Origin of the sequence: Asanoa ishikariensis (genome assembly GCF_900107455.1) — a bacterium.
Taxonomy (GTDB): domain Bacteria; phylum Actinomycetota; class Actinomycetes; order Mycobacteriales; family Micromonosporaceae; genus Asanoa; species Asanoa ishikariensis.
Genome location: NZ_FNQB01000005.1, coordinates 28,006 through 47,711 on the forward strand (window position 1 = coordinate 28,006; position 19,706 = coordinate 47,711).

General features: G+C 70.9%; 14 protein-coding genes. 9 read left to right on the forward strand and 5 right to left on the reverse strand.

What is annotated here, in order from left to right; translation table 11 throughout:
• Nucleotide 1: 1 nt before the first annotated feature.
• From BLV39_RS37110 to BLV39_RS37120, 3 genes are read left to right on the forward strand one after another with little or no spacing between them, the layout of a single operon-like run.
• Nucleotides 2-1,018, forward strand: coding sequence for an SIS domain-containing protein (locus BLV39_RS37110; RefSeq protein ID WP_090803003.1), 1,017 nt, complete (start codon nt 2-4; stop codon nt 1,016-1,018).
• Entirely contained in the window at nt 1,015-1,917 is a 903-nt protein-coding gene (locus tag BLV39_RS37115; protein ID WP_204083030.1) for an N-acetylglucosamine kinase, read from the forward strand. The genes BLV39_RS37110 and BLV39_RS37115 overlap by 4 nt, the downstream gene beginning before the upstream one ends.
• Nucleotides 1,917-3,311 carry an aldehyde dehydrogenase family protein gene (locus tag BLV39_RS37120; protein WP_090803005.1) on the forward strand — a complete coding sequence of 465 codons (1,395 nt, stop codon included), beginning with the start codon at nt 1,917-1,919 and terminating at the stop codon, nt 3,309-3,311. Before BLV39_RS37115 ends, BLV39_RS37120 begins: the two co-directional genes overlap by 1 nt.
• Nucleotides 3,312-3,379: 68 nt before the next feature.
• On the opposite strand, the gene BLV39_RS37125 is transcribed toward BLV39_RS37120, so the two are convergent.
• Nucleotides 3,380-3,751, reverse strand: a complete 372-nt coding sequence (locus tag BLV39_RS37125) for a YciI family protein (RefSeq protein WP_090803008.1) — start codon at nt 3,749-3,751, stop codon at nt 3,380-3,382.
• A 108-nt stretch (nt 3,752-3,859) separates the two neighbouring features.
• A complete protein-coding gene (locus BLV39_RS37130; RefSeq protein WP_143050053.1) occupies nt 3,860-4,339 on the reverse strand; it encodes a hypothetical protein in 480 nt (159 codons plus the stop codon).
• A gap of 279 nt (nt 4,340-4,618) precedes the next feature.
• Between BLV39_RS37130 and BLV39_RS37135 the strand changes: the two genes are divergently transcribed.
• Nucleotides 4,619-5,866: an MFS transporter gene (locus BLV39_RS37135; protein ID WP_090803013.1), complete on the forward strand. Its 1,248-nt coding sequence runs from the start codon at nt 4,619-4,621 to the stop codon at nt 5,864-5,866.
• Here BLV39_RS37135 and BLV39_RS37140 read toward each other — a convergent pair.
• Nucleotides 5,787-6,584, reverse strand: a complete 798-nt coding sequence (locus tag BLV39_RS37140; RefSeq protein ID WP_090803015.1) for an alpha/beta fold hydrolase — start codon at nt 6,582-6,584, stop codon at nt 5,787-5,789. The two genes, BLV39_RS37135 and BLV39_RS37140, sit on opposite strands and share 80 nt — an antisense overlap.
• A gap of 72 nt (nt 6,585-6,656) precedes the next feature.
• Here BLV39_RS37140 and BLV39_RS37145 point away from each other — a divergent pair, with 72 nt between their 5' ends.
• Complete coding sequence (locus BLV39_RS37145) at nt 6,657-7,835, forward strand: glycoside hydrolase family 3 N-terminal domain-containing protein (RefSeq protein ID WP_239084101.1); 1,179 nt, start codon at nt 6,657-6,659, stop codon at nt 7,833-7,835.
• A 31-nt stretch (nt 7,836-7,866) separates the two neighbouring features.
• On the opposite strand, the gene BLV39_RS37150 is transcribed toward BLV39_RS37145, so the two are convergent.
• The gene (locus BLV39_RS37150) at nt 7,867-13,017 is read right to left on the reverse strand and encodes a caspase family protein (protein WP_176985276.1); all 5,151 of its coding nucleotides are present in this window, start codon (nt 13,015-13,017) and stop codon (nt 7,867-7,869) included.
• A 75-nt stretch (nt 13,018-13,092) separates the two neighbouring features.
• A complete protein-coding gene (locus tag BLV39_RS37155) occupies nt 13,093-13,956 on the reverse strand; it encodes a hypothetical protein (protein WP_090803020.1) in 864 nt (287 codons plus the stop codon).
• A 144-nt stretch (nt 13,957-14,100) separates the two neighbouring features.
• Between BLV39_RS37155 and BLV39_RS37160 the strand changes: the two genes are divergently transcribed.
• The 4 genes from BLV39_RS37160 to BLV39_RS37175 all read left to right on the forward strand — a co-directional run bounded on the left by BLV39_RS37160 (nt 14,101) and on the right by BLV39_RS37175 (nt 19,469).
• A complete protein-coding gene (locus tag BLV39_RS37160) occupies nt 14,101-14,772 on the forward strand; it encodes a TIR-like protein FxsC (protein ID WP_090803023.1) in 672 nt (223 codons plus the stop codon).
• Complete coding sequence (locus BLV39_RS37165) at nt 14,772-15,983, forward strand: TIR-like protein FxsC (protein WP_090803027.1); 1,212 nt, start codon at nt 14,772-14,774, stop codon at nt 15,981-15,983. Before BLV39_RS37160 ends, BLV39_RS37165 begins: the two co-directional genes overlap by 1 nt.
• A 103-nt stretch (nt 15,984-16,086) precedes the next feature.
• Entirely contained in the window at nt 16,087-18,339 is a 2,253-nt protein-coding gene (locus BLV39_RS37170; RefSeq protein ID WP_176985278.1) for an ATP-binding protein, read from the forward strand.
• A gap of 251 nt (nt 18,340-18,590) precedes the next feature.
• Complete coding sequence (locus BLV39_RS37175; protein WP_143050055.1) at nt 18,591-19,469, forward strand: hypothetical protein; 879 nt, start codon at nt 18,591-18,593, stop codon at nt 19,467-19,469.
• The last annotated feature ends 237 nt before the right edge of the window (nt 19,470-19,706 follow it).

A 19,706-nucleotide genomic window follows, 5' to 3' on the forward strand; every position in this document is an offset into this window, starting at 1 on the left:
TATGTCAACGCCGGAGGGTCACATCACCTTCGCCGCCGCCCGCGCGCAGCAGCACGACGTGCTCGAGGGCGCGTTGCGGCGGCTTGGCGCCGAGGTCGCGGCGCGGCAGGCCGATGGTTGGTTCCGCGGGCCCGGCCCGATCTTCGTCGCCATCGGTGCGAGCTTCGCCGCGGCCTGCGCGCCGACCTGGACCCTGCGCTCGCGGGGGATCCACTCGTGGCGGCTCAGTGCCGGCGACCACCCGTTGCCGTACCCGGCCAGCCGCCACCCGCTGCTCGCCGTGTCCCAGAGCGGCCGCAGCGCCGAGACGCTCGCGGTGCTGTCCTCGGTGGACGAACCGCTGCGGTACGCGGTGACCAACGCCGACCCGTCGCCCATCGGCGCCGCCGCGTCCCGGCACGTGTCGCTGGGGGACCTGCCGGACAGCTACGCGTCGACGATCGGCTACACCGCGACCGTCGCCGGGCTCGGCATGATCGCCGAGGCCTGGGACGGTGGGCGGGTCGACCCGGGGTGGGCACTGTTGCCAGAGCGGATCAGTGCTCTGGAAGCAGTGCTCGCCGAACGGGCCGACGATCTCGCAGCCACGTTCGCCGGCGCCCGGTCCGCGGACTTCGCCGGTGCCGGCCCGTCGGTCGGCTCGGCGGAAGCCGGTGCGTTGCTCTTCCGCGAGGTGGTGCGGCTGCCGGCGACCGCGATGAGCACGCGGCAGTACCTGCACGGCGCGATGGAGTCGGCCGGCGGCACCGCGCACGTGCTCATCGGCGGCGAGCGGGAGATCGCGGTCGCCCGCACCCTGTCCGGCGCGGGGCACCCGACGATCCTGGTGACGACCGACGACGTGCCGGCGGCGCCGCTGCTTCAGGTGGTGCGGCTGCCCGCCGTGCCGCTGAACCAGCGGGCGATCCTCGAGGCGATCGTGCTGCAGGTGCTCGTCGCCCGGGCGGCGGCACAGGCCGACATCGACATCGAGGAGTTCGTGTTCCACCACGACGACACGAAGGTGCCGGTGCTGTGAGCGTGGTGGTGGTCGGCCTCGACATCGGTGGGACGAAGACCCAGGTTCGGGTCGAGACCCTCGACGGTGCGCGGTTGGTGGACGCGGTCTCGCCCAGTGGGGACTGGGCGGCTTCGCCGGTGGCCGCCGCGGCCGACTGGATCGCGGCCGCCGTCGATCGGCACGTGCCGGCCGGTGCGGTCCTCGCCGCGATCGGTGCCGGCGCGCAGGGGTGTGACACCGAGGAGCACTGTGTCGCGCTGGGGCGGGCGTTGACGGCCGCCAGCGGGGTGCCTTCCACGGTCACCAACGACGCAGCGCTGCTCGTACCCGCTGCCGGACTGGTCAGTGGCATCGGCGTGATCGCCTGGACCGGTTCGATCGCCGTCGCCGTCCGCCCCGACGGGAGTCTCGGCTTCGCCGGTGGCTGGGGCTGGGTCCTCGGCGACGAGGGGAGTGCGCCGGCGCTCGTGCGGGAAGCGGTGCGGGCCGCGCTCACCCGGCACGACGCGGGCGGGGTGCACGACGTACTGCTGCCGATGTTGCTCGAAGCCTTTGGGGTGTCGAGTGCGGCCGGGCTCGCGCGCACGGTCAACGACAACACCGACCCGGCACACTGGGCGACCCGCGCGCCCGCCGTGTTCGCCGCGGCCTCGTCGGGTTCAGCGGATGCGCGTCAGGTGATCACCGACGGCGGGGCTGCGCTGGCCGCTCTCGTCGGCGTCCTGCTGTCGTCCGGCGCGGTCGGGGATGTCGTGGCCGCCGGCGGGGTCATCACGAGCCAGCCGTCGCTGTTCGAGGCGTTCCGGGGCACCCTCGCCCGCTCACACCCCGACCTGACCATCCATCTGTTGGACGCATCGCCGGTCGCGGGGGCCGTCGCCCTCGCCCGGCGCCATCCCCTTCCTGAGGAGCTGTGATGTCCACCCTTACTTCCCTGGACAAGGCTTCGGGCGTCGCCCTCGGCACCGTCCCGGTCTCCGCGCCCGAAGACGTCGATGCCGCGGTCTCGCGTGCCGCCGCGGCGCAGCCCGCATGGGCCGCGCTCACCTACGCCGAACGGGCCGCGGTGCTGCGCCGGGCCGCCGCGTCACTCGGTGACCGTGCCACGGCGATGCGCGAGCTCATCGTCCGGGAGACCGGCTCGATCTACGGGAAGGCCGACTACGAGATCGGCGCCGCGAGTGCTGAGCTGCTGGAGGCCGCCGCCCTGGCCGCCCGGCCGATCGGTGAGGTGCGGCCGTCCAACCACGCGGGCCGGTTCAGCCTGGCCGAGCGGGTGCCACTGGGCGTGGTCGCGGCCATCACGCCGTGGAACTTCCCGCTCGTGCTGGGCATGCGGGTCATCGCGCCGGCGCTGGCGCTGGGCAACGCGGTGGTCCTTAAGCCGTCGCCGGAGACACCGCTGTCCGGTGGCGCGTCCTTGGTCGAGCTGTTCTCGGAGGCCGGGCTGCCTGAGGGCGTGTTCCAGGTGGTGCAGGGCGGCGCTGACGTCGGTGAGCGCCTGGTCGCCCACCCGGCGACGGCGATGGTGCACTTCACCGGGTCGAGTGCGGTCGGGCGGTCGATCGCGGCCACGGCGGGTGGGCTGCTCAAGAAGGTGTCGCTGGAGTTGGGTGGCAACAACGCGCTCGTGGTGCTCGACGATGCCGACCTTGAGCAGGCCGCGATGATCGGCGCGTGGTCGAGCTTCCACTACCAGGGGCAGACGTGCATCACCGCTGGACGGCACGTGGTGCACGCTGCTGTCGCCGACGCGTACGTGGCCGAGCTCTCGCGCCGTGCGGCCGCGATCGTGGTCGGTGACCCGTACACGGGGCAGGTGGGTCTGGGTCCGATGATCAACTCGCGGCAGCATGGCCGCGCCGCATCCATGCTCGCGGAGGCGGTCGCCGACGGCGCGACGGTGGTGACCGGCGGCGCGGACGACGCGCCGTTCTTCCGGCCGACGGTCGTCACGTCCGTTGCCACCGACATGCGGCTGTGGCGCGAGGAGATCTTCGCCCCTATCGCCCCGGTGCTGGTGGTGGCCGACGAGGAGGAGGCGGTGCGGGTGGTCAACGACACGGAGTACGGCCTGGTGAACTCGGTCGTGACCGCCGACCTGCGACGTGGTCTGTCGGTCGCGCGCCGACTGCGCGGCGGCATGGCGCACGTGAACGACGCGACACCACAGGACGAGGCGCTGGCCCCGTTCGGCGGCATCGGCCTGTCGGGCCTGGGCGGCCGCTCAGGCGGCGACGACAACCTGGAGGAGTTCACCCAGCGGCGCTGGCTGACCACGACCGACCTGCCGGTCCACTACCCGTACTGACGCACCGCGCCGCGTGCGGGCCTCCGCGGGGCGTTGACCCCGCGGAAGCCCGCACGCGGTCGGGAAAGTCATCGCCGGTCGGACTGGCGGAGCATCTCGTCGACCCTGGGGTCGGCCCCGAGCTCCCGTACCTCCTGCGCGCAGCGGCAGGCGGCGGCGATCTTGGCGGCCCACTTCAGTGCCTCTTCGCGTGCGGCCACGTCGACGACCACGAACCCGCCGATGACCTCCTTGGTCTCCGGGTACGGGCCGTCGGCGACCAGCCCGTCCGTGCCCACGATGCTCGCCTGCTGCCTCTGCAGTCCGCCGCCGAACACGAACACACCGGCGTCCACCGCCTCCTGGACCGCGGCGTGCGCGGCGTCGCCCACTTCGGGGAGTTCCTCCTCGCTGATGTGGTCCATCGCGCCCTCGTTGAACGAGATCAGGTACCGCGCCATCCCATGACTCCCTAGTCCCGGCGGCCTCGTTCCGGCTGCCTCTCGCTTGCTCTACGAACGACCAGCCCCGGATCCGACGCACGGCCGGAACAATTTTGCCGGCAGTGGCTACCACGGCCAATGCGTGGCCAGGCGGATCGGGTCGTCGCCTGGCGACACCACGAACGTGTGTTCGCCGTTGTCGTCGAACACCAGGAGCGGTCCTGCCCGGGCCGCCAGTGCCACCGCCGCGGCCAGCACCGCGGCACCGGAGGGCTTGCGGAACCCGATGTCGGTCACGGGCTGGCCCAGCTCCACCGGTTCGACGCCCAGGCTGATCTCGCCTAGGTCCAACCCGCCCAGCGATGCGCAAGAGGCCGGGTCCGGGCAGACCGGAAGACCATGCCCGGCCGGGGACCACAGCGTGCCGTGGCAGCCGGCCTCCCCGAACGCGGACAGGATTTGCGCAACTGTCGGCAGCTCACGGGTCGCCGGCGGCTCCTCCGGCAGACCAAAGGACGATTCCGCGTCGGCCGCCCACTCGAGCCCGCCGTCCGCGGCCGCGAGGTGTAGGGGCGTCACCAGCAGGTGCCAACTCACAGCACGCATCGTGCCATCCCAGCCTCGGTGTTGGGCGTGCGTGCGCTGTGGGTCGGGTGCGGGCGCGCGACCACAGACGGGTGCGTTCGGCTCACTCCGGTGGGGTTGTGCGCCTTCGGCCACGCCGAAGCCCGCGTACCCACCGTTGAAGGAAGACGCCGCTTGGCGGTGCGCGATCGACTCCGGGTCACCGAGGCAGACGGAAGCGGGTAGCCACGCGTGGTCCTGGTGCGGAGGCGAGAACGTCTCGGATGAGCCGACGGGCGGCTACGCCGAGCCAGGATCGGCGTGACGGCCGCCTTCGGACTCGCCGGCGCTCTGTGCGGCGTCCTCACCGCGCGGATCCCGGCGCTGATGGACGAGCACGCTATCTCGCCGAGCCAGTTGGGCGGCGTGCTGTTTCTGTGGGGCCTCGGCGCGGTGGTCAGCACCCAGGCGCTGCGGTGGGTCATGGCACGCACGGGCAGCGCACCGGTGTTACGCGTGGCGGCGCCGGCGTATGCGATGGCATTGGCCCTCGTCGCCTGCGCGCCGACCTACGGAACGCTGCTCGCCGCCGTCACCGTGTTCGGGATGGGCCTGGGCGCGGTGGACGTCGCCGCCAACTCACAGGGCTCTGCCACCGAGCGGGCGTACGGGCGTCCGATCGTCGCCGGCATCCACGCGGGCTGGCCCGTCGGCGCCGGGGCCGGCGGCCTGATCGCCGCGTTCTGCGCCCACCTCGGCGTCCCGTACACGCAGACTCTCGTCGGCGCCGCGGTGCTCGCGCTGCCGGTGGCGGTGGTGCTGGGCCGGACACTGCTCCACACCCGCCCGCCACCCCTGGCCGGCCGTACGCGCGGACGAACCCGCCCGGTCGTCTACGGGTTGGGCGTCATCGCGTTCTCCGCGCTCGCGATCGAGGTCGCGGTCACCGACTGGACCGGCGTGCTGCTGCACGGCGGTCTCGGCACGTCCCAGGCCGTCGCCGCGCTCGCGTATCCGATGTTCCAGGCGGGCCTCCTGACCGGTCGGGTCGTGGCCGACCGGCTCCGCACCCGGCTGGGCGCGCGAGCGGTGCTCGTCTGGGCCGGCGCCCTCACCGCGGGATTCCTGGCCGTGACCTCCGCCTCGCAAGCGCTCGTCGTGCTCGCCGGCATCTACGGCGTCGGCGTCGCCATCAGCCCGGTGCTGCCGCTGGCCTTCTCCCTCGCCGGCAGCAGCGACGCTCAGAGCAGTGACGCGGTCATCGCCCAGCTCGGCGTCATCGCGTACGCCGGTGTGCTCGCCAGCCCAGCGATGATCGGCGTCCTCGCCGGCGCGTCGACGCTTCGGCTGGCGCTGGTCGTGGTCGCCGTCGCGCTCGGCGCGGCCATCGTGCTGGCGGGTCTGCTCCTGCCCATCGATCGTGCCGACGCCCGGCTGCGCGTCGGTGGCCTTCCCCAGCAGGCGAGGCGCGTCTCGGCTCCGTCCACGCTCAGCGCAGGAGCTCCGTCAGTGTCGCCAGCCACGCGGCCGGCTCGTCAAGGTGAGCGTCGTGTCCGGCGTCAGGGATGACGACGTGGTCGACATCAGGACGCATCGCGAGCATCCGGTCCACCTCGTTGTCCGGCACGGTGCCTCGGCTCCCGCGTACCAGCGTCGTCCTCGCCGTGATCCGCGCCCACTCCAACCAGCGTGCGCGAGCGGCCACCGCACCGATCGCCTTCGCCATGATGTCGGCGTCGAAGCGCGGCCAGAGGCCGTCGGGACGCTTCTCGAGATCCCGCGCCCACGCGGCGGCGATCGCCGTCCCGCCGAGGAACGTGACGGCCGTCTCCGCATCAGGAAAGGGGACGGGCCACGAGGCGAACCACGTCCCGAGGCGCTGCGGGTAGTCCCGGTCGGCCCCGCCGCCGACGCCACCTTCCAGGAGCACGAGCCGCTTGACCCGGTCCGGATGCCACGCCGCGGTGAGCAGGGCCGTGTGGGCGCCCATCGACTGCCCGACCAGCGTCACGTGCGCGACGTCGGCACCGCCGAGAGCGTCGAGCACGGCCAGAACGTCGGCGACATACGCCTCTCGTGACACATCGGACGGCCGCCGCGTGCTGTCGCCGTGCCCGCGCTGGTCGAAGGCGATGACCCGGTGGTCCGCCACGAGCGCCTGTGCGGTCGGAGCCAGCTCGCCGGCGCTGCCGGCGAGCCCGTGCAGCAACACCACCAGGCCGTCGCCGACGCCGCCGTGCCGGCACGAGAGCGTGACTCCTCCGCTTTCCACGCGAGCTGTTCTCACGACGGCAGCTAACCACTGTGGAGCCCATCGATATGCGCGCTGCGTCCGGCGATCGGCCGTAGCGTGGATCGGATGAAGGATGCATCCGTGACCCGGCGGCGGCTGCTCGCGGGCGTCGGCTCGGCCGTGGTGGCGGGTCTGGCGGGCTGCGGTTCCGGCAACGCCGAAACGCCCCCGCGACAGCCGGCGAGTCCGACACCGTCCCCGGCGGCCTCGCCGAGCAGCTTCGACGAGGCCGCCCTCCGGCGGAAGATTTCCAGCCTGCTCGTGGTCGGTTTCCGCGGCCAGACGGTCGACAACAACGACTGGATCGTGAAGGCGGTCAAGAACGGCCTCGGCGGCGTCATCCTGTTCGACAAGGAACTGGAGACCAACGCCCCGCGCAACATCACCTCGCCGGCCCAGGTCACCGCGCTCGTGAAGAGCCTGCGAGACGCCGCACCCGGGCCGCTCATCGTGTCGATCGACCAGGAGGGCGGCCAGGTCGCCCGCCTGAACCCCAGCAACGGCTTCCCGGCGACGAAGTCGGAGGCCGAGATCGGGGCCCAGAACTCGCCGGCCGCGACCCGGGCCTGGGCTCAGCAGATCGTCGACAGCCTCAGGTCGATCGGCGTGAACCTCAACTACGCGCCGGTCGTCGACCTGAACCTGAACCCGAACAACCCGGCGATCGGCCAACTCGGCCGCAGCTTCTCCGCCAACACCGACGTCGTCGTCACGAACGCGACCGAGGAGATCCAGGTCCACCGGGCGGGCAAGGTCAAGACGTCGATCAAGCACTTCCCGGGCTTCGGCACGGCGACCGGCAACACGGACTTCGACGTGGTCGACGTCAGCGCGACGTGGACGCGGGCCGAGCTCGTCCCGTTCCAACGGCTGATCAGCAGCGGAAACGCCGACTCGGTGCTGGTCGCCCACCTGCTCATCAAACAACTCGACCCAAACCTGCCGGCCTCGCTGTCACCGGCCGTCGTCACGAACCTGCTTCGCGGCCAGCTCGGCTTCAAGGGCCCGGCGGTCAGCGACGACATGCAGGCCGCCGCGATCACCAGGAGGTACGGCCTGGACGAGGCGGTCGCGCTCGGTCTGAAGGCCGGCCTCGACCTGCTCGTCTTCGCCAACCAGCAGGTGTACGACCCGAACGTCGTGGACGAGACCCTCGACAACGTCGTCAACCTGGTCCGCAACAAAACCCTCACCGAGGCCCAGATCGACCAGGCCGTGGCGCGCGTCGACACCCTGCGCCCCTGACTCTGACCCGTCGCGCGGTCGAATGCCCAGGTCACCGCCCTGATGGGTGCCCTGGGCTGAGGCGCACGTGGATGATTCCGAGTTCGGCGGCGGCGAAGACGCTGTTCGAAGGGCCGAGGACGATGTCGTGCGCCGCGGACGAGATGTCGATGGCGAAGTCGGGGTCCGAGTGGGCAACCGCGAGGCCCCGTAGGGTCCAGATCCGGATGAAGCCGCCGGTGCTGCCGGAGGCGATGATCGGTTGGCCGTCAAGCTGGCCGATCGCGACCGCGTACACCGCGCCGGTGTGACCGGTCAAGGAAGCTCCGATCTGGTTGCCGGTGGCCGGGTCCCATATCCGCACGCTTCGGTCGCTGCTGCCCGAGACGATGATCGTGCGTCCACCGACATCACCGACCGCGACCGCGTGGACCTGATCGCTGTGGCCGACGAACGGGAAGCCGGTGCGGATGCCGGTGGCGATCTCCCAGAGCCGAACGGTGTGGTCATCGCTGGCGGTGGCGATGATCGGGCGGCCGTCGAGGTCGCCTGTCGCGATGGCGTTGACCGCAGCGCTGTGGCCGGTGAGCGGGTCGCCGATCAGGGTCCCGGTGGCGGCGCTCCAGATCCGCACTGTTCGGTCGTCGCTGCCGCTCGCGATGAACGGACGGCCGTCGAGGTCGCCGATGGCGATCGCCTTGACGGCGGCGGTGTGTCCGGTGAGCGGCTTGCCGACCGGCGTGCCCGTGGCGCCGTCCCAGATCCGCACCGTTCGGTCGTCGCTGCCGCTCGCGATGATCGGCTGGCCGTGAAGGTCACCGACGGCGACGGCGTTGACCACGGCGACGTGGCCGGTCAGTGGGTCGGCGATCGGTGCGCCCGTGGCCGCGTCCCAGATCCGCACGGTGCGGTCGTCGCTGCCGCTCGCCACGATCGGGCGGCCGTCGAGGTCGCCGATGGCGATGGCGTTGACCGAGGCGGTGTGGCCGGCGAAGGACGAACCGACCGGCGCGCGGGTCGCGGCGTCCCATACCTGGACCGTGCGGTCGCTGCTGTTCGAGACGATGATCGGCCGGCCCTCTAGGTCACCGACCGCTACCGCGTCTACCGAGCCGGCGTTCCCGGTGAGCGGCTCGCCGATCGCCGCACCGGTCGCGGGGTCCCACACGCGGACGGTCCCGTCGACGCCGCCGGAGACGATGATCGGGCGATCATCGAGGTGACCGACCGCGACGGCGTACACCGCACCGGTGTGGCCGGTGAGCGGCGTGCCGATCGGGGCTCCCGTAGCGGCGTCCCACATCCGGATGGTCCGGTCGGCGCCGCACGAGACGATCATCGGGCGGCCGTCGAGCTGACCGATCGCCAGCGCGTGGACCTCGTCGGAGTGACCGGCGATCGGGAGGCCGATCGAGGCGCCGGTGGCGGCGTCCCACACCCGCACGGTTCCGTCACGCCCGCCGGACACGATGATCGCTCGATCGTGCAGTCGACCGACCGTCGCCGACTGAACGCCGCGGGCGTGGCCGGCGAGCGGTTGGCCGATCGGGGCTCCGGTGCCGGCGTCCCACACGCGCACGGTGCCGTCACCGCCGCCGGACACGATGATCGGCCGGCCGTCGCTCTGACCGATGGCCACCGCGTTGACCAAGCCGGTGTGACCGGCGAGCGCCTCGCCGATCGGGGCACCGGTGGCGATGTCCCAACGCCGCACAGTTCCATCGTCACTGCCGGAGACGACGATGGGACGGCCGTCGAGTTCACCGACCGCGACCGTGCGGACCCAGTCGGTGTGTCCGATGAGCGGTTCGCCGATCGGGGCGCCGGTGGCGGCGTTCCACATCCGCAGCGTCTGGTCGTCGCTGCCGGAGACGATGATCGGTCGGCCGTCGAACTGACCGACCGCGACGGCGTGCACCTCCTCGGCGTGCCCGGCGAAGGGATCGCTGATCGGGTTGTCAGTGGCGCTGTCCCAGACGCGCACGGTGCGGTCGCTGCCGCCGGACACGATGATCGGGCGGCCGTCGAGTTCGCCGACGGCGACGGCGCGGACCCAGTCGGTGTGGCCGGCCAGTGGTTCGCCGATCGGGTTGCCGGTTGTCGCGTCCCAGATGCGGACGGTTCGGTCGCTGCTGCCGGAGACGATGATCGGGCGGCCGTCGAGCTGGCCGATCGCGACCGCGTTGACCCACCCGGTGTTGCCTGCGAGAGGTTCGCCGATCGGGTTGCCGGTTGTCGCGTCCCAGATGCGGACGGTTCGGTCGCTGCTGCCGGAGACGATGATCGGGCGGCCGTCGAGCTGACCGACCGCTACCGCGTTGACATCGCCGGTGTGATCGGACATCGGCTGGCCGACGAGGGTGCCGGTGGTCGGGTCCCAGACCCGCACTGTTCGATCGTCGCTGCCGGAGACGATGACCGGTCGGCCGTCGAGTTCGCCGACGGCGACGGCGCGGACCCAGTCGGTGTGGCCGGCCAGTGGTTCGCCGATCGGGTTGCCGGTTGTCGCGTCCCAGATGCGGACGGTTCGGTCGCTGCTGCCGGAGACGATGATCGGGCGGCCGTCGAGCTGACCGACGGTCACCGAGTTGACTTCGCGGGCGTGGCCGGCGAGCACACCGCCGATCGGGTCGCCGGTTGTCGCGTCCCACACCCGGACGGTTCGGTCGCTGCTGCCGGAGACGATGATCGGGCGGCCGTCGAGTTGGCCGACCGCCACGGCGTACACGGAAGCGGTGTGACCGGCGAGTGGGTCGCTGATCGGGGTGCCGGTGGCCGCGTCCCACACCCGCACCGTTCCGTCGCCGCTGCCGGAGACGATCGCCAGGCGTCCGTTGAGGTTGCCGGTGACCACCGCGCTCACCAGGTCTGTGTGACCGATGAGGGTTTGGTGGGGTGGTTGCAGACGCCACGAGGCCCAGGCGGTCGCGAACGGCAGCGGCAGGCCACTGCCGGTGATAGCCGCGGCAAGGCCAGGTGCTCTCGCGCACCGGGCCGCGAGTTGAAGATATGCGGCGCGGTGGCGGTTCGACGCGGTGCGGATGCGCGTGGCCGCTCGGCGGTAGGCGTCGGCCGTCGCGTGTCCGTCGGCGGTGCGGATGTGCGGAAGGGCGGCTGACAACGGTGCTTGGGGAGTGTCAAGCAGGAACCGGGGTTGCGCCACGAGGTCGTCAAGGCGACTGGAGCCGGCCGCGTGGGTGGCGATGGTCGCGGCCGTGTAGGGATGAGCCCTCGCCCAATCGGTGGTGCCGTCGGGCAGTCTCGGGACGCGCCGGGTGAGGACGTCGACGATCGCGGCCTGGTCGGCTTCGATGTCTCGTGCGGCGCGCAGGTGTTCGGCGAGGGACTCGTGATGGAGGCGGTACACCGAGCGGGTGCCGAGCGTGGTTTCGATGACGTAATAGCCGGCTTCCTTCATCAGCCAGTCGAGATCACCGTTGCCGCACGGGCGGCCGGTGAGCGTGCGCACCAGTTCGGGCCACAGGTCCTCCCACGGCAAGCCGCTGGTCTGGGCGTACGCGAGCGGAAGAAGGAGGTCCCGCGCCCGTGGGGCTTGGTGGGTGAGGCGCTGGGAGAGGTCCTGACTCATCGCCTCGGCGGCTTCGCGGGGCAGCTCGACGCGCCAGGTCGGATCGTGCGGGTTGGTCACCGCGGCCGCGCGGAGGGCCAGGCTCTGGGCGGTGATGAACGCGACGAGGAACGAGTCGCCCGCGTTGGCGGCAACGGCGTCGGCGACGGCGTCCAGATAGGCGGCCGAGCGTCCACGGTAGGGCGAGGCGTCGGTGAGCGCGGTCAAGCAGGCCCGGGCGTACTGACGAACACTGTCCGGGTCAGCGAAACCGGGCTTGTCGAGGTCGAGCAGTTGCGCCTGCTGACCCAGACCATCGACCAGATGTGTGCGGGTGCCGAGCAGCAGGCGCAACGGTGTCCGTCCGGCGGCGGCTACGAGTGGGGCGAGGACCTGGTCCACCACCGGCGACCCGACCCCGGCGAGGTCTTTGCCGGGCGCGACGGCTTCGTCGATCGCGTCGATGATGACAACGATGCGCGTTCTGCCTTCCGGCAGGCGGCGAAGCAGTGCACCGACGGAGTCCACCGCGGCGATGTCGTCGACTTCGCACGCCTCGGCCAGTGCGGACAGGAGGTCCTGTGGAGTGTGACCCCGGGCGTGGATGAAACGGTCGATCACTCGAGGCGGGGGGATGGTGTCGGCGGGCAGCAGGTGAAGGTTCGGCACGCGCCCGCGGCGTTGGGCATCGCCGAGCACGTCGAGGCGACCCAGCAGTGCCGATTTGCCTGACCCGGGGCCGCCGGTCACGATCAGCGTCGCGGGGCCGGTGCCGCTGAGCCATCGATTGACGGTTCGCAGCGCGGCGTGTCTGCCGGTGAACAACCACAGGTCGTCCCGAACGGCGGGGCCATCGAGACCTTGGGCGCGTGGCATGACGTGGTCGTGACGCTCGCGCTCGCGTGCCTGCCGTTGATGTTGCCGGGCGCGTGCTTGCTGATCGAGGTCCGCGTACCAGTTCTTGAAGCGTGGGTTCGGAAAGAACTCTCCCGCGCGCTCGCCGATGAACATCAACTGTGCGTGCTGATGCAGCGGTGTGTTGTCGTTGACGGCAAGGACGACGGCGTCGAGTGGCAGGTACGGTATCTCGCGTCCGCCGACAGAGGTGTCATGGCCTATGGCGGCAGCCAACGCGCGGGTAAAGGCGCCCGCCGTCGCGGATTCGTAGTTTCGTGCGGCGCCGATCACGGCCACGGAAGGCGTGCCGGCCAGGGCTCGCAGCCGATCCAGGAAGGCAGCCGCGTTGGCACCCATGAGGCCTGCTGCCGCAGCGCTGTAGCAGGTGTCGAGAATGATCAGCAGTTGTTGACCGGTCACCTCTCCGGGTTCCTGGCTGTCGAGCAGCTTGCCGGTCAAGTCGCCGGCTCGCACCGATTGATAGGTGACATCAGTCGTGTCGGCCATCGGCAGAAGCAGATCGGTGCCGTGCCCAATGCCGTGACCGGTGTAGTAGACAACCACCACGTCGGTGGGGCGTCGATCCTCGGAACGCAGGAACTCGCGAAGCTGATCCTGGAAAGGCCGAGCCCCCAGCCCGAGACCGAAGCCGGGCACCACCTCATAGCCGATGCCGGCGAACAGCTCCCGCGCGCGCCAGAGCTCCTCGGCCAGTTCCGGACGATCGTCCAGATTCACCTCTGGCTGGTAGGTGATCGTTGCCGCGCCGATGAAGTATCGCCGTGGCTGGGGGGTCGCCATCCGACAATCCCGTCAGCGCAGCCCGGCCAGGACCGCGGCGCCGGTCTCCGCGGCCGACAGGTAGCGCTCCGCCGCGTGGCCCGAGACGCCGTTGCTGATGGCCACGTCGACGACGCGCTCGCCGAACACCGCCCGGAGCCGCGGTTGCAGCGCTACGAAGTCTCCGTCGTCATTGATGTTCACCCACCGGCTCACGCCCGGCCACACGCCGAGCGGCGCCCCCGCCCCGCTGCTCGGCTGCGGTCGCAGCCGGTGCAGGACGACATGCGGAACTCCCAGCGGGGAACCCAGCGTCACCAGATCCGTCACATTCGGGTGCTGTCGCGTGCACAATCCTTCGTACGCCAGGACGGAGCCGAGTGAATGCGCCACCACGACGCGGGTATCCGCGTCGATCGCTTCAGCGAACCGTTTCTGAATCGCCTGCCGCGTCTCGGCATCGGTGAAATATGTGCTGACCTGCTTCAACCACCACACCAATGTGCGCTCCGCGACCCGCGCCAGAAAGCGCGACCCGGCAAGGGCCAACAGAGCTGCCCGCGACGACGCCCGCGCCCCGAGGGTGCGACCGTCGGGCGGGGGCACTCCCGGATCTATCTCCGCCGCACGCTTCCACCATGCCAACAGCAGCTCGGTCTCGAGGCCGTCGTCGACATCGTCCGCTGTCAGCGGGGGGCCATCACCGCCGAGAAACCTGCCAGACGGACGAAAGATATCCCCGTAGGCCACGTAGCCGATGTCGTCTGTGGTCAGGATTCCGCGGGCGCCGCCAGCGAGCTCCACGCCACCGCGCAGCGCCGGTCCCCATGTCTGGGCCAATTGTGGGCCAGTGATGAAGGTATTCGAGATTCCATGAACGACGACGACTCGGCTCACAGGTCCAGAGCATAGGGCCAACGCGGTCCGGAAGGCTGCGCTCAATCGGTCGATAGATTTCGGCCACGAGGTTGACACTTCGGTGCTGGCCCGCCTCAATCTAGTCTTGGTTCGCGACTCAATCGGACGTGGGAGATCGACATCGTGAGAACCTCCAGGTACGACGTCGACCCGAGCGCGCCGTTGTTCTTCCTGAGCTACTCCCGGGCCAGTACGCGCACTGTCGCCCGCGATCCGGACCGACGGGTGATGGAGCTGTTCTCCGACCTGTCCGAGAACGTGAGCGAACTGGTCGGCGGGCTACCCGGCGAAGACCCGGGGTTCGTGGATCACGCGACGGTGGGCGGCACCCGATGGTCCGCCGAGCTCTTCCGCGCCGCCAGCACCTGCCAGGTCTTCGTCCCGTTGATCTCGGCGAGGCTGCTGAGCAGCACCTGGTGCGGCATGGAGTGGGACTTGTTCGCGCGGCGCAGAGTGGTTCGCATCAGCGACGGTGAGGTGTCCGATGCCGGAATCCTTCCGGTCCTTTGGACCCCTACGGACGACTACGCTTCCGCTCCGCCGGTGGTCAAAGATATTCAGCTCTTCACGCCGGTGGGCCTCCCAGATCCCCAAATGGCGGCGACCTACCGGCGGGAGGGGCTGCTCGGGCTGCGCATGGTCGGTGCGGATTCCGTCTACAACGCGATCGTCTGGCGACTCGCCCAGGCGATCGTAGAGATCGCCAGGCGGCATCACGTCGAGCGACTCGACCCGATCCCGACCAGCACTGACCACCTCCGGAACATCTTCCTCGCGGGCAGGGAGGTGGACTGATGGGCGCCAGCGACGCGCAGTCGCGGGCGGGAGGCGACAGCGGTATCTATTTCTACCTGAGCTACGCGCACTCGCCGCCGACGCCCGATGGCGTCGGCACCGACCGCCCGGTGGAGGCCTTCTTCGACGATCTTTCTCGCGCCGTCCAGCTCCGATCGCGTCCGGGTCGTGCGAGCGTCGGGTTCTCCGGCCAGCACGTTCCGGCTGGGGCGGACTGGAACGCCGTGGTCACCGGGGCGCTCGGCGCCGCTCAGGTCTTCATCCCGCTCTATTCTCCCCGGTATTTCAAAGGCGCGTGGATGACCCGGGAGCGCCGTGCGTTCGCCGAGCGGGTCGCGGCCACGGGCCAGGACCCCGTTGACCGGATCATGCCGGTGCGATGGATCCCGATGGAGACGTGGGATCAGACGCCCGAGACTCGGCGCGCCCTTCAATTCGGCAGCGACGTCCCGGAGTACGCCGCAGAGGGCATGCGTGCGTTGTGCATGGTGGGTCTCTACCGGGAGCCGTACGAACGGCTGCTCGACAAACTCGCGGTCGGGATCGTCGACCTCGCCGAACGATCGCCCTTGCCGCCCGTGTCCGGGCGATACCTCGGCCCGTTCCTGGACCAGCCGACCGAGGAGACAACTGCGGCTCCATTCGTCGTCGCGGTGACCGCGCCCATCGCCAGTCACCTGCCACCGCGCCGCGCTCCCGGCAGCTATGGCACCGTGAGCAGCCAATGGCGCCCCTTCGCACAGAGCCAGGAACGGCCAATCGGCGAGTACGGGGTGAACCTTGTCGAGCGGCTCGGATTGCGGGCCAGCCTCGCGTCGTACTCGAGTCGGTCGGAAATCTTCGCCTCGGCACCGGCGTTGCTTTTGATCGACCCCTGGGTGGCCGGTCAGCCGGACGGCATCAACGTGCTGCGTGCCGCCTTGAAGGATCTCCCGGAATGGGTAGTGCCCCTGGTCATCGCGGACCGCGACGACCCGCAACACTCCGAGCGCGGCGACCGCCTCGCCGGCGAGGTGATGACGATGCTCCAAATGGCTCGCCCCACGCGAGCGGAGCGAGTGGCCGGGCTAAAAGAGTTCACGGACATCGTGCCCGGGCTCGTCGTCAGGGCGAAACGGACACACCTGAAGCAGGCACAAGCGTTTCCGCCGCAGTCCGCGCGTCTCACGCGCCCTACGCTGCGTCAACAACGGCCGATGTCCACGGGGTAGGACGGCACGTTGCCCGGCGTGGCCCCGGCGCGGGATCATCGACGCCACGTGATGGCTGGCTTTCCGGGACCGGGGGTACATGCAGGCGCTCGATCCACGCGGAGTGACGACCGCAGAGGAGTTCGTCGTCCTGCTGCGCCGCGTACGGGACCGGTCGGGCCTGTCCTACCGGACGATCGCGAAACGGGCCGAGGTGGCCGGCGCGGTGTTGCCCGCCAGCACGCTCGCCACGATGCTCGCCCGGCAGACCCTTCCCCGCCGCGAGCTGGTGACGGCCGTCCTGACCGCGTGCGAGGTTCCGCCCGCGGCGGTACGGCAGTGGATCGCGGTGTGGGAACGGCTGGCCGAGGGCGCCGCCCCGGAACCGGAGCCCGCTGAGCGCCCGGTCCAGGTGCCGTTCCAGCTGCCACCCGCGCCGCCCGTGCTCGTGGGCCGCGACGACGAGCTCGACCGGCTCGCCGAGGGGCTGGCCCAGCCGCCGGGCGTGTGGCTGCTCACCGGTGCCGGCGGCGTCGGCAAGTCCGCCCTCGCGGTGTTGGCCGCCCACCGTGCGGCCGGCCGGCACCCGGGCGGCTGCCTCTACGTCGACCTGCGCGGTGCCAGCACCGATGCCGCGCCGAGCGAGCCGCACGACGTGCTCCTCGGCTTCCTGCGGGCCCTCGGCGTTCGCACCGCACCCGCCACGGTGGACGAGGCCAGTGCGCTGTTCCGCAGTACGACGGCCGACCGGGCGATGCTGGTCGTGCTCGACAACGCCGGGTCGGCCGCGCAGGTGCGGCCGCTGCTGCCCAGCGGCCCGCGGTCGACCACATTGGTGACCAGCCGGCGCCGGTTGCCCGACCTCGACGTGACCCGGCGCCTCCCGGTGGAGCCGCTGGCGGCCTCGGCCGGGCGGGACCTGCTCGCGCACCTGTGCGGGCCGGAGCGGGTGACCGTCGAGGCCGCGGCCGCCGGCGACATCGTCCGGCTGTGCGGCGGGTCCCCGCTCGCTCTGCGGATCGTGGGCGCGCGGGCGGCGGGCCGGCAGGCACCGGGCACCCTCGGCGCCCTCGCCGCCCACCTCGGCGACCACGCCCGCCACCTCGACGAGCTCGAGGTCGGCGACCTGTCGGTGCGCGCGGGCCTGCGGGTCGGATACCGAAGCCTGCCAGCGGACACGGCCGCGACCGTGTTCCGCCTCGCCGCGGTTCCCGAGTGGATCGAGCTGGGCGCGGCCGCCTGTGCCGCGATGCTCGACGCGCCTCAGGTGGCCGTCGAACGCGCCCTCGACGTCCTCGTCGATGCCCATCTGGTCGAGTGCCCGGCGCCGGGCCGGTTCCGTTACCACGACAGCGTGCGGATCTTCGCGCGTGAGCAGGCTTCGGAGGTGGATCCACCGGCTGCCCAGCTCGCGGTGCGGGAGCGGCTGGCGGCGGTGATGTTCAGCGCCGCCGCCAGCGCCGCGCGCACGCTCTTCCCGCACGACCCACTGCCGTACACGGAGATCGCTGGCACCGCGCAGCGTCTGATCGCGCCGGACGCCACCACCGCGCAGGCCTGGCAGTGGCTCGAACAGGAGCGGGTCAACATCAGAATGCTCGCCGGTCAGGAGTACGCGGCCGGCCGCGCGCTGCCCGCGATCCGTGACCTGGGCATCGCCGTGGCCAAGTACCTGGACTACGCCGGTCACTTCGTCGACCAGGCCCGCCTCGGACAGCTCGCGATCGCGGCCGCGCAGCGGCTCGGTGACCAGCGAGGCACGGCGCAGGCGCTCAACACGCTGGCCATCGCGATGCTGCGGCACGAGCGGCGGCGCGAGGGCATCGAGCTGCTCGACCAGGCGCTGGCGATCAGGCGGGAGCTCGGCGACCGGGCGGGGGAGGCGGCCTGCCTCAACAACCTGGGCAACGCCCACCGCGACAACGGCGACTTCGAAGCGGCGCTGCGGTGCCTGGAGCGCAGCCTGACACTGCGCAAGGAGCTCAGCGACCGCTACAAGACCGGGTCCACACTGGACAACATCGGGATCGTGCTGCGCCGGCTGGGACGGTTCGAGGAGGCGCTGGACCACCACCGCGCCGGCCTCGCGATCACCCGCGAGCTGGACGACCGGCTCCGGGAGGCGCTGGTGCTGACCAACCTGGCCGAGACCGAGCATCAGGCCGGTCAGCAGCGCCAGGCGCTCTGGCACGCCGAGCGGGCGCTGGCCATCAGCCGGGAGTTGCGCCACGACCGCGGGTGCGGCCTGGCCCTGCGGCTGTTGGGTGACATCCACGGGAGCCTCGGCCGGACGACGCAGGCGCAGGCGTGCCACGACGAGGCGGCGGAACTGCTGCACGAGCCGGCGATCGGCGTGGAGGCGCCGACCGCCGGCTGACATGCGCGCCGGACGGCCCCCGAACCACTGTGCCCGTCCGGCGAGTCGGTCGCCCGGAAAGCTGATGCGGCAATCGTCGGTGCGCGGGGTCCCTCGGGGAAAGGATCTCGAACAACCTCGAACGGATCCGAACGCGCTCGCGGCCCGCGACGGCGCTATGCACGAGGTCGATCTCTGACCATGCGATCAAAGCGAAAGCGCTACGAAATCAAACAGTCGCCGAGGCTCTGTTTCGCTCTACGCTGCGCGGCATGGAAGGACGCAGGTTCTGGCTGCGCCGCCCGATGTCGCTGGGCCGGCACGTCGCAGTCGTTCTGCTCGTCGCCGTTCTGGTGTTCGGGGTGGCGGCCGCCGTGCTCTGGCTCGCGGTCGGGGCGCCCCACCTGCCACGGGGTGCCGCCTTCACGGTCACCAACCAGCTTGAGTTGATCAAGCTCGCGCTCGCGGTGGTGGCCGGGGTCGGCGGCGTGGTGGCACTCGTCGTGGCATATCGGCGGCAGGCGGTGGTCGAGAAGGAGAACGAGCGCGCCGTCGCCGCCGCCCGCCGCGACGACACTCGCCTGTTCAACGAGCGTTTCGGCAGCTCGACGACCCAACTCGGCCACGAGCGGCCCGCGGTCCGGGCCGCCGCCGTCTACGCCGTCGCCGGTCTCGCCGACGACGCACCGAGCCAGGAGCTACGCCAGACCTGCGTCAGCGCGCTGTGCGCCTACCTGCGGCTGCCCTACCAGCCCGACCCGTCCGCGCAAGGCTGGATCGCGGGAGAAGACGAGATCCGCCAAGCGATCGTCGGCTCCATCCGGGCCCACCTCGCGCCCGGTCCACTGCCGAGCTGGAACGGCTGCTCGTTCAACCTGCGCAACGCGGTGCTCGATGTGATCTGGTTGCCCGGTATCCACCTCACCGACGGCACCCACCTCAACTTCACCGGCTGCCGGGTCGTGGGCGGCACGGTCGACCTGCGCGGTGCCCGGCTCACCGGCGGCCGGATGACGTTCACGGGCTTGGAACTTGCCGCGGGGGCGCGGTTCGTGTTCGACGGTGCGGTGGCCGAGGGGACGCGGATTGAAGGCGACCCGCTGCCGGCCGACGTGGCAGCGTTCCTCGACGCCGCCGCGCTGTCCGACTAGCTCGCGCTCGCGATGGCGCTACGGACGGACTTGGACGTCGTTTGATACACGTCATTCAATTGAGAATCGCAATTTCGTTCTTTCGAGTGAAGAATTGCGTTCGCGAGTCGTTGATCTGACTTGAAAGCCGACTGTACGTCGCCTTGACGACGCCTCTCTGGCGCGGCAACCCTCTTTAGGAAATGCCTTTCTTGAAAAGAGGTGTACGCGAATGAGCTTGGCAGGAAACCGAAATGC

Bases quoted from the DNA above. Each gene is read 5' to 3' on its own strand.
- BLV39_RS37130 (WP_143050053.1), bottom strand. From the start codon at position 4,339: ATGCGTGCTGTGAGTTGGCACCTGCTGGTGACGCCCCTACACCTCGCG.
- BLV39_RS37120 (WP_090803005.1), top strand. From the start codon at position 1,917: ATGTCCACCCTTACTTCCCTGGACAAGGCTTCGGGCGTCGCCCTCGGC.
- BLV39_RS37175 (WP_143050055.1), top strand. From the start codon at position 18,591: ATGGAAGGACGCAGGTTCTGGCTGCGCCGCCCGATGTCGCTGGGCCGG.
- BLV39_RS37110 (WP_090803003.1), top strand. From the start codon at position 2: ATGTCAACGCCGGAGGGTCACATCACCTTCGCCGCCGCCCGCGCGCAG.
- BLV39_RS37145 (WP_239084101.1), top strand. From the start codon at position 6,657: ATGAAGGATGCATCCGTGACCCGGCGGCGGCTGCTCGCGGGCGTCGGC.
- BLV39_RS37165 (WP_090803027.1), top strand. From the start codon at position 14,772: ATGGGCGCCAGCGACGCGCAGTCGCGGGCGGGAGGCGACAGCGGTATC.
- BLV39_RS37125 (WP_090803008.1), bottom strand. From the start codon at position 3,751: ATGGCGCGGTACCTGATCTCGTTCAACGAGGGCGCGATGGACCACATC.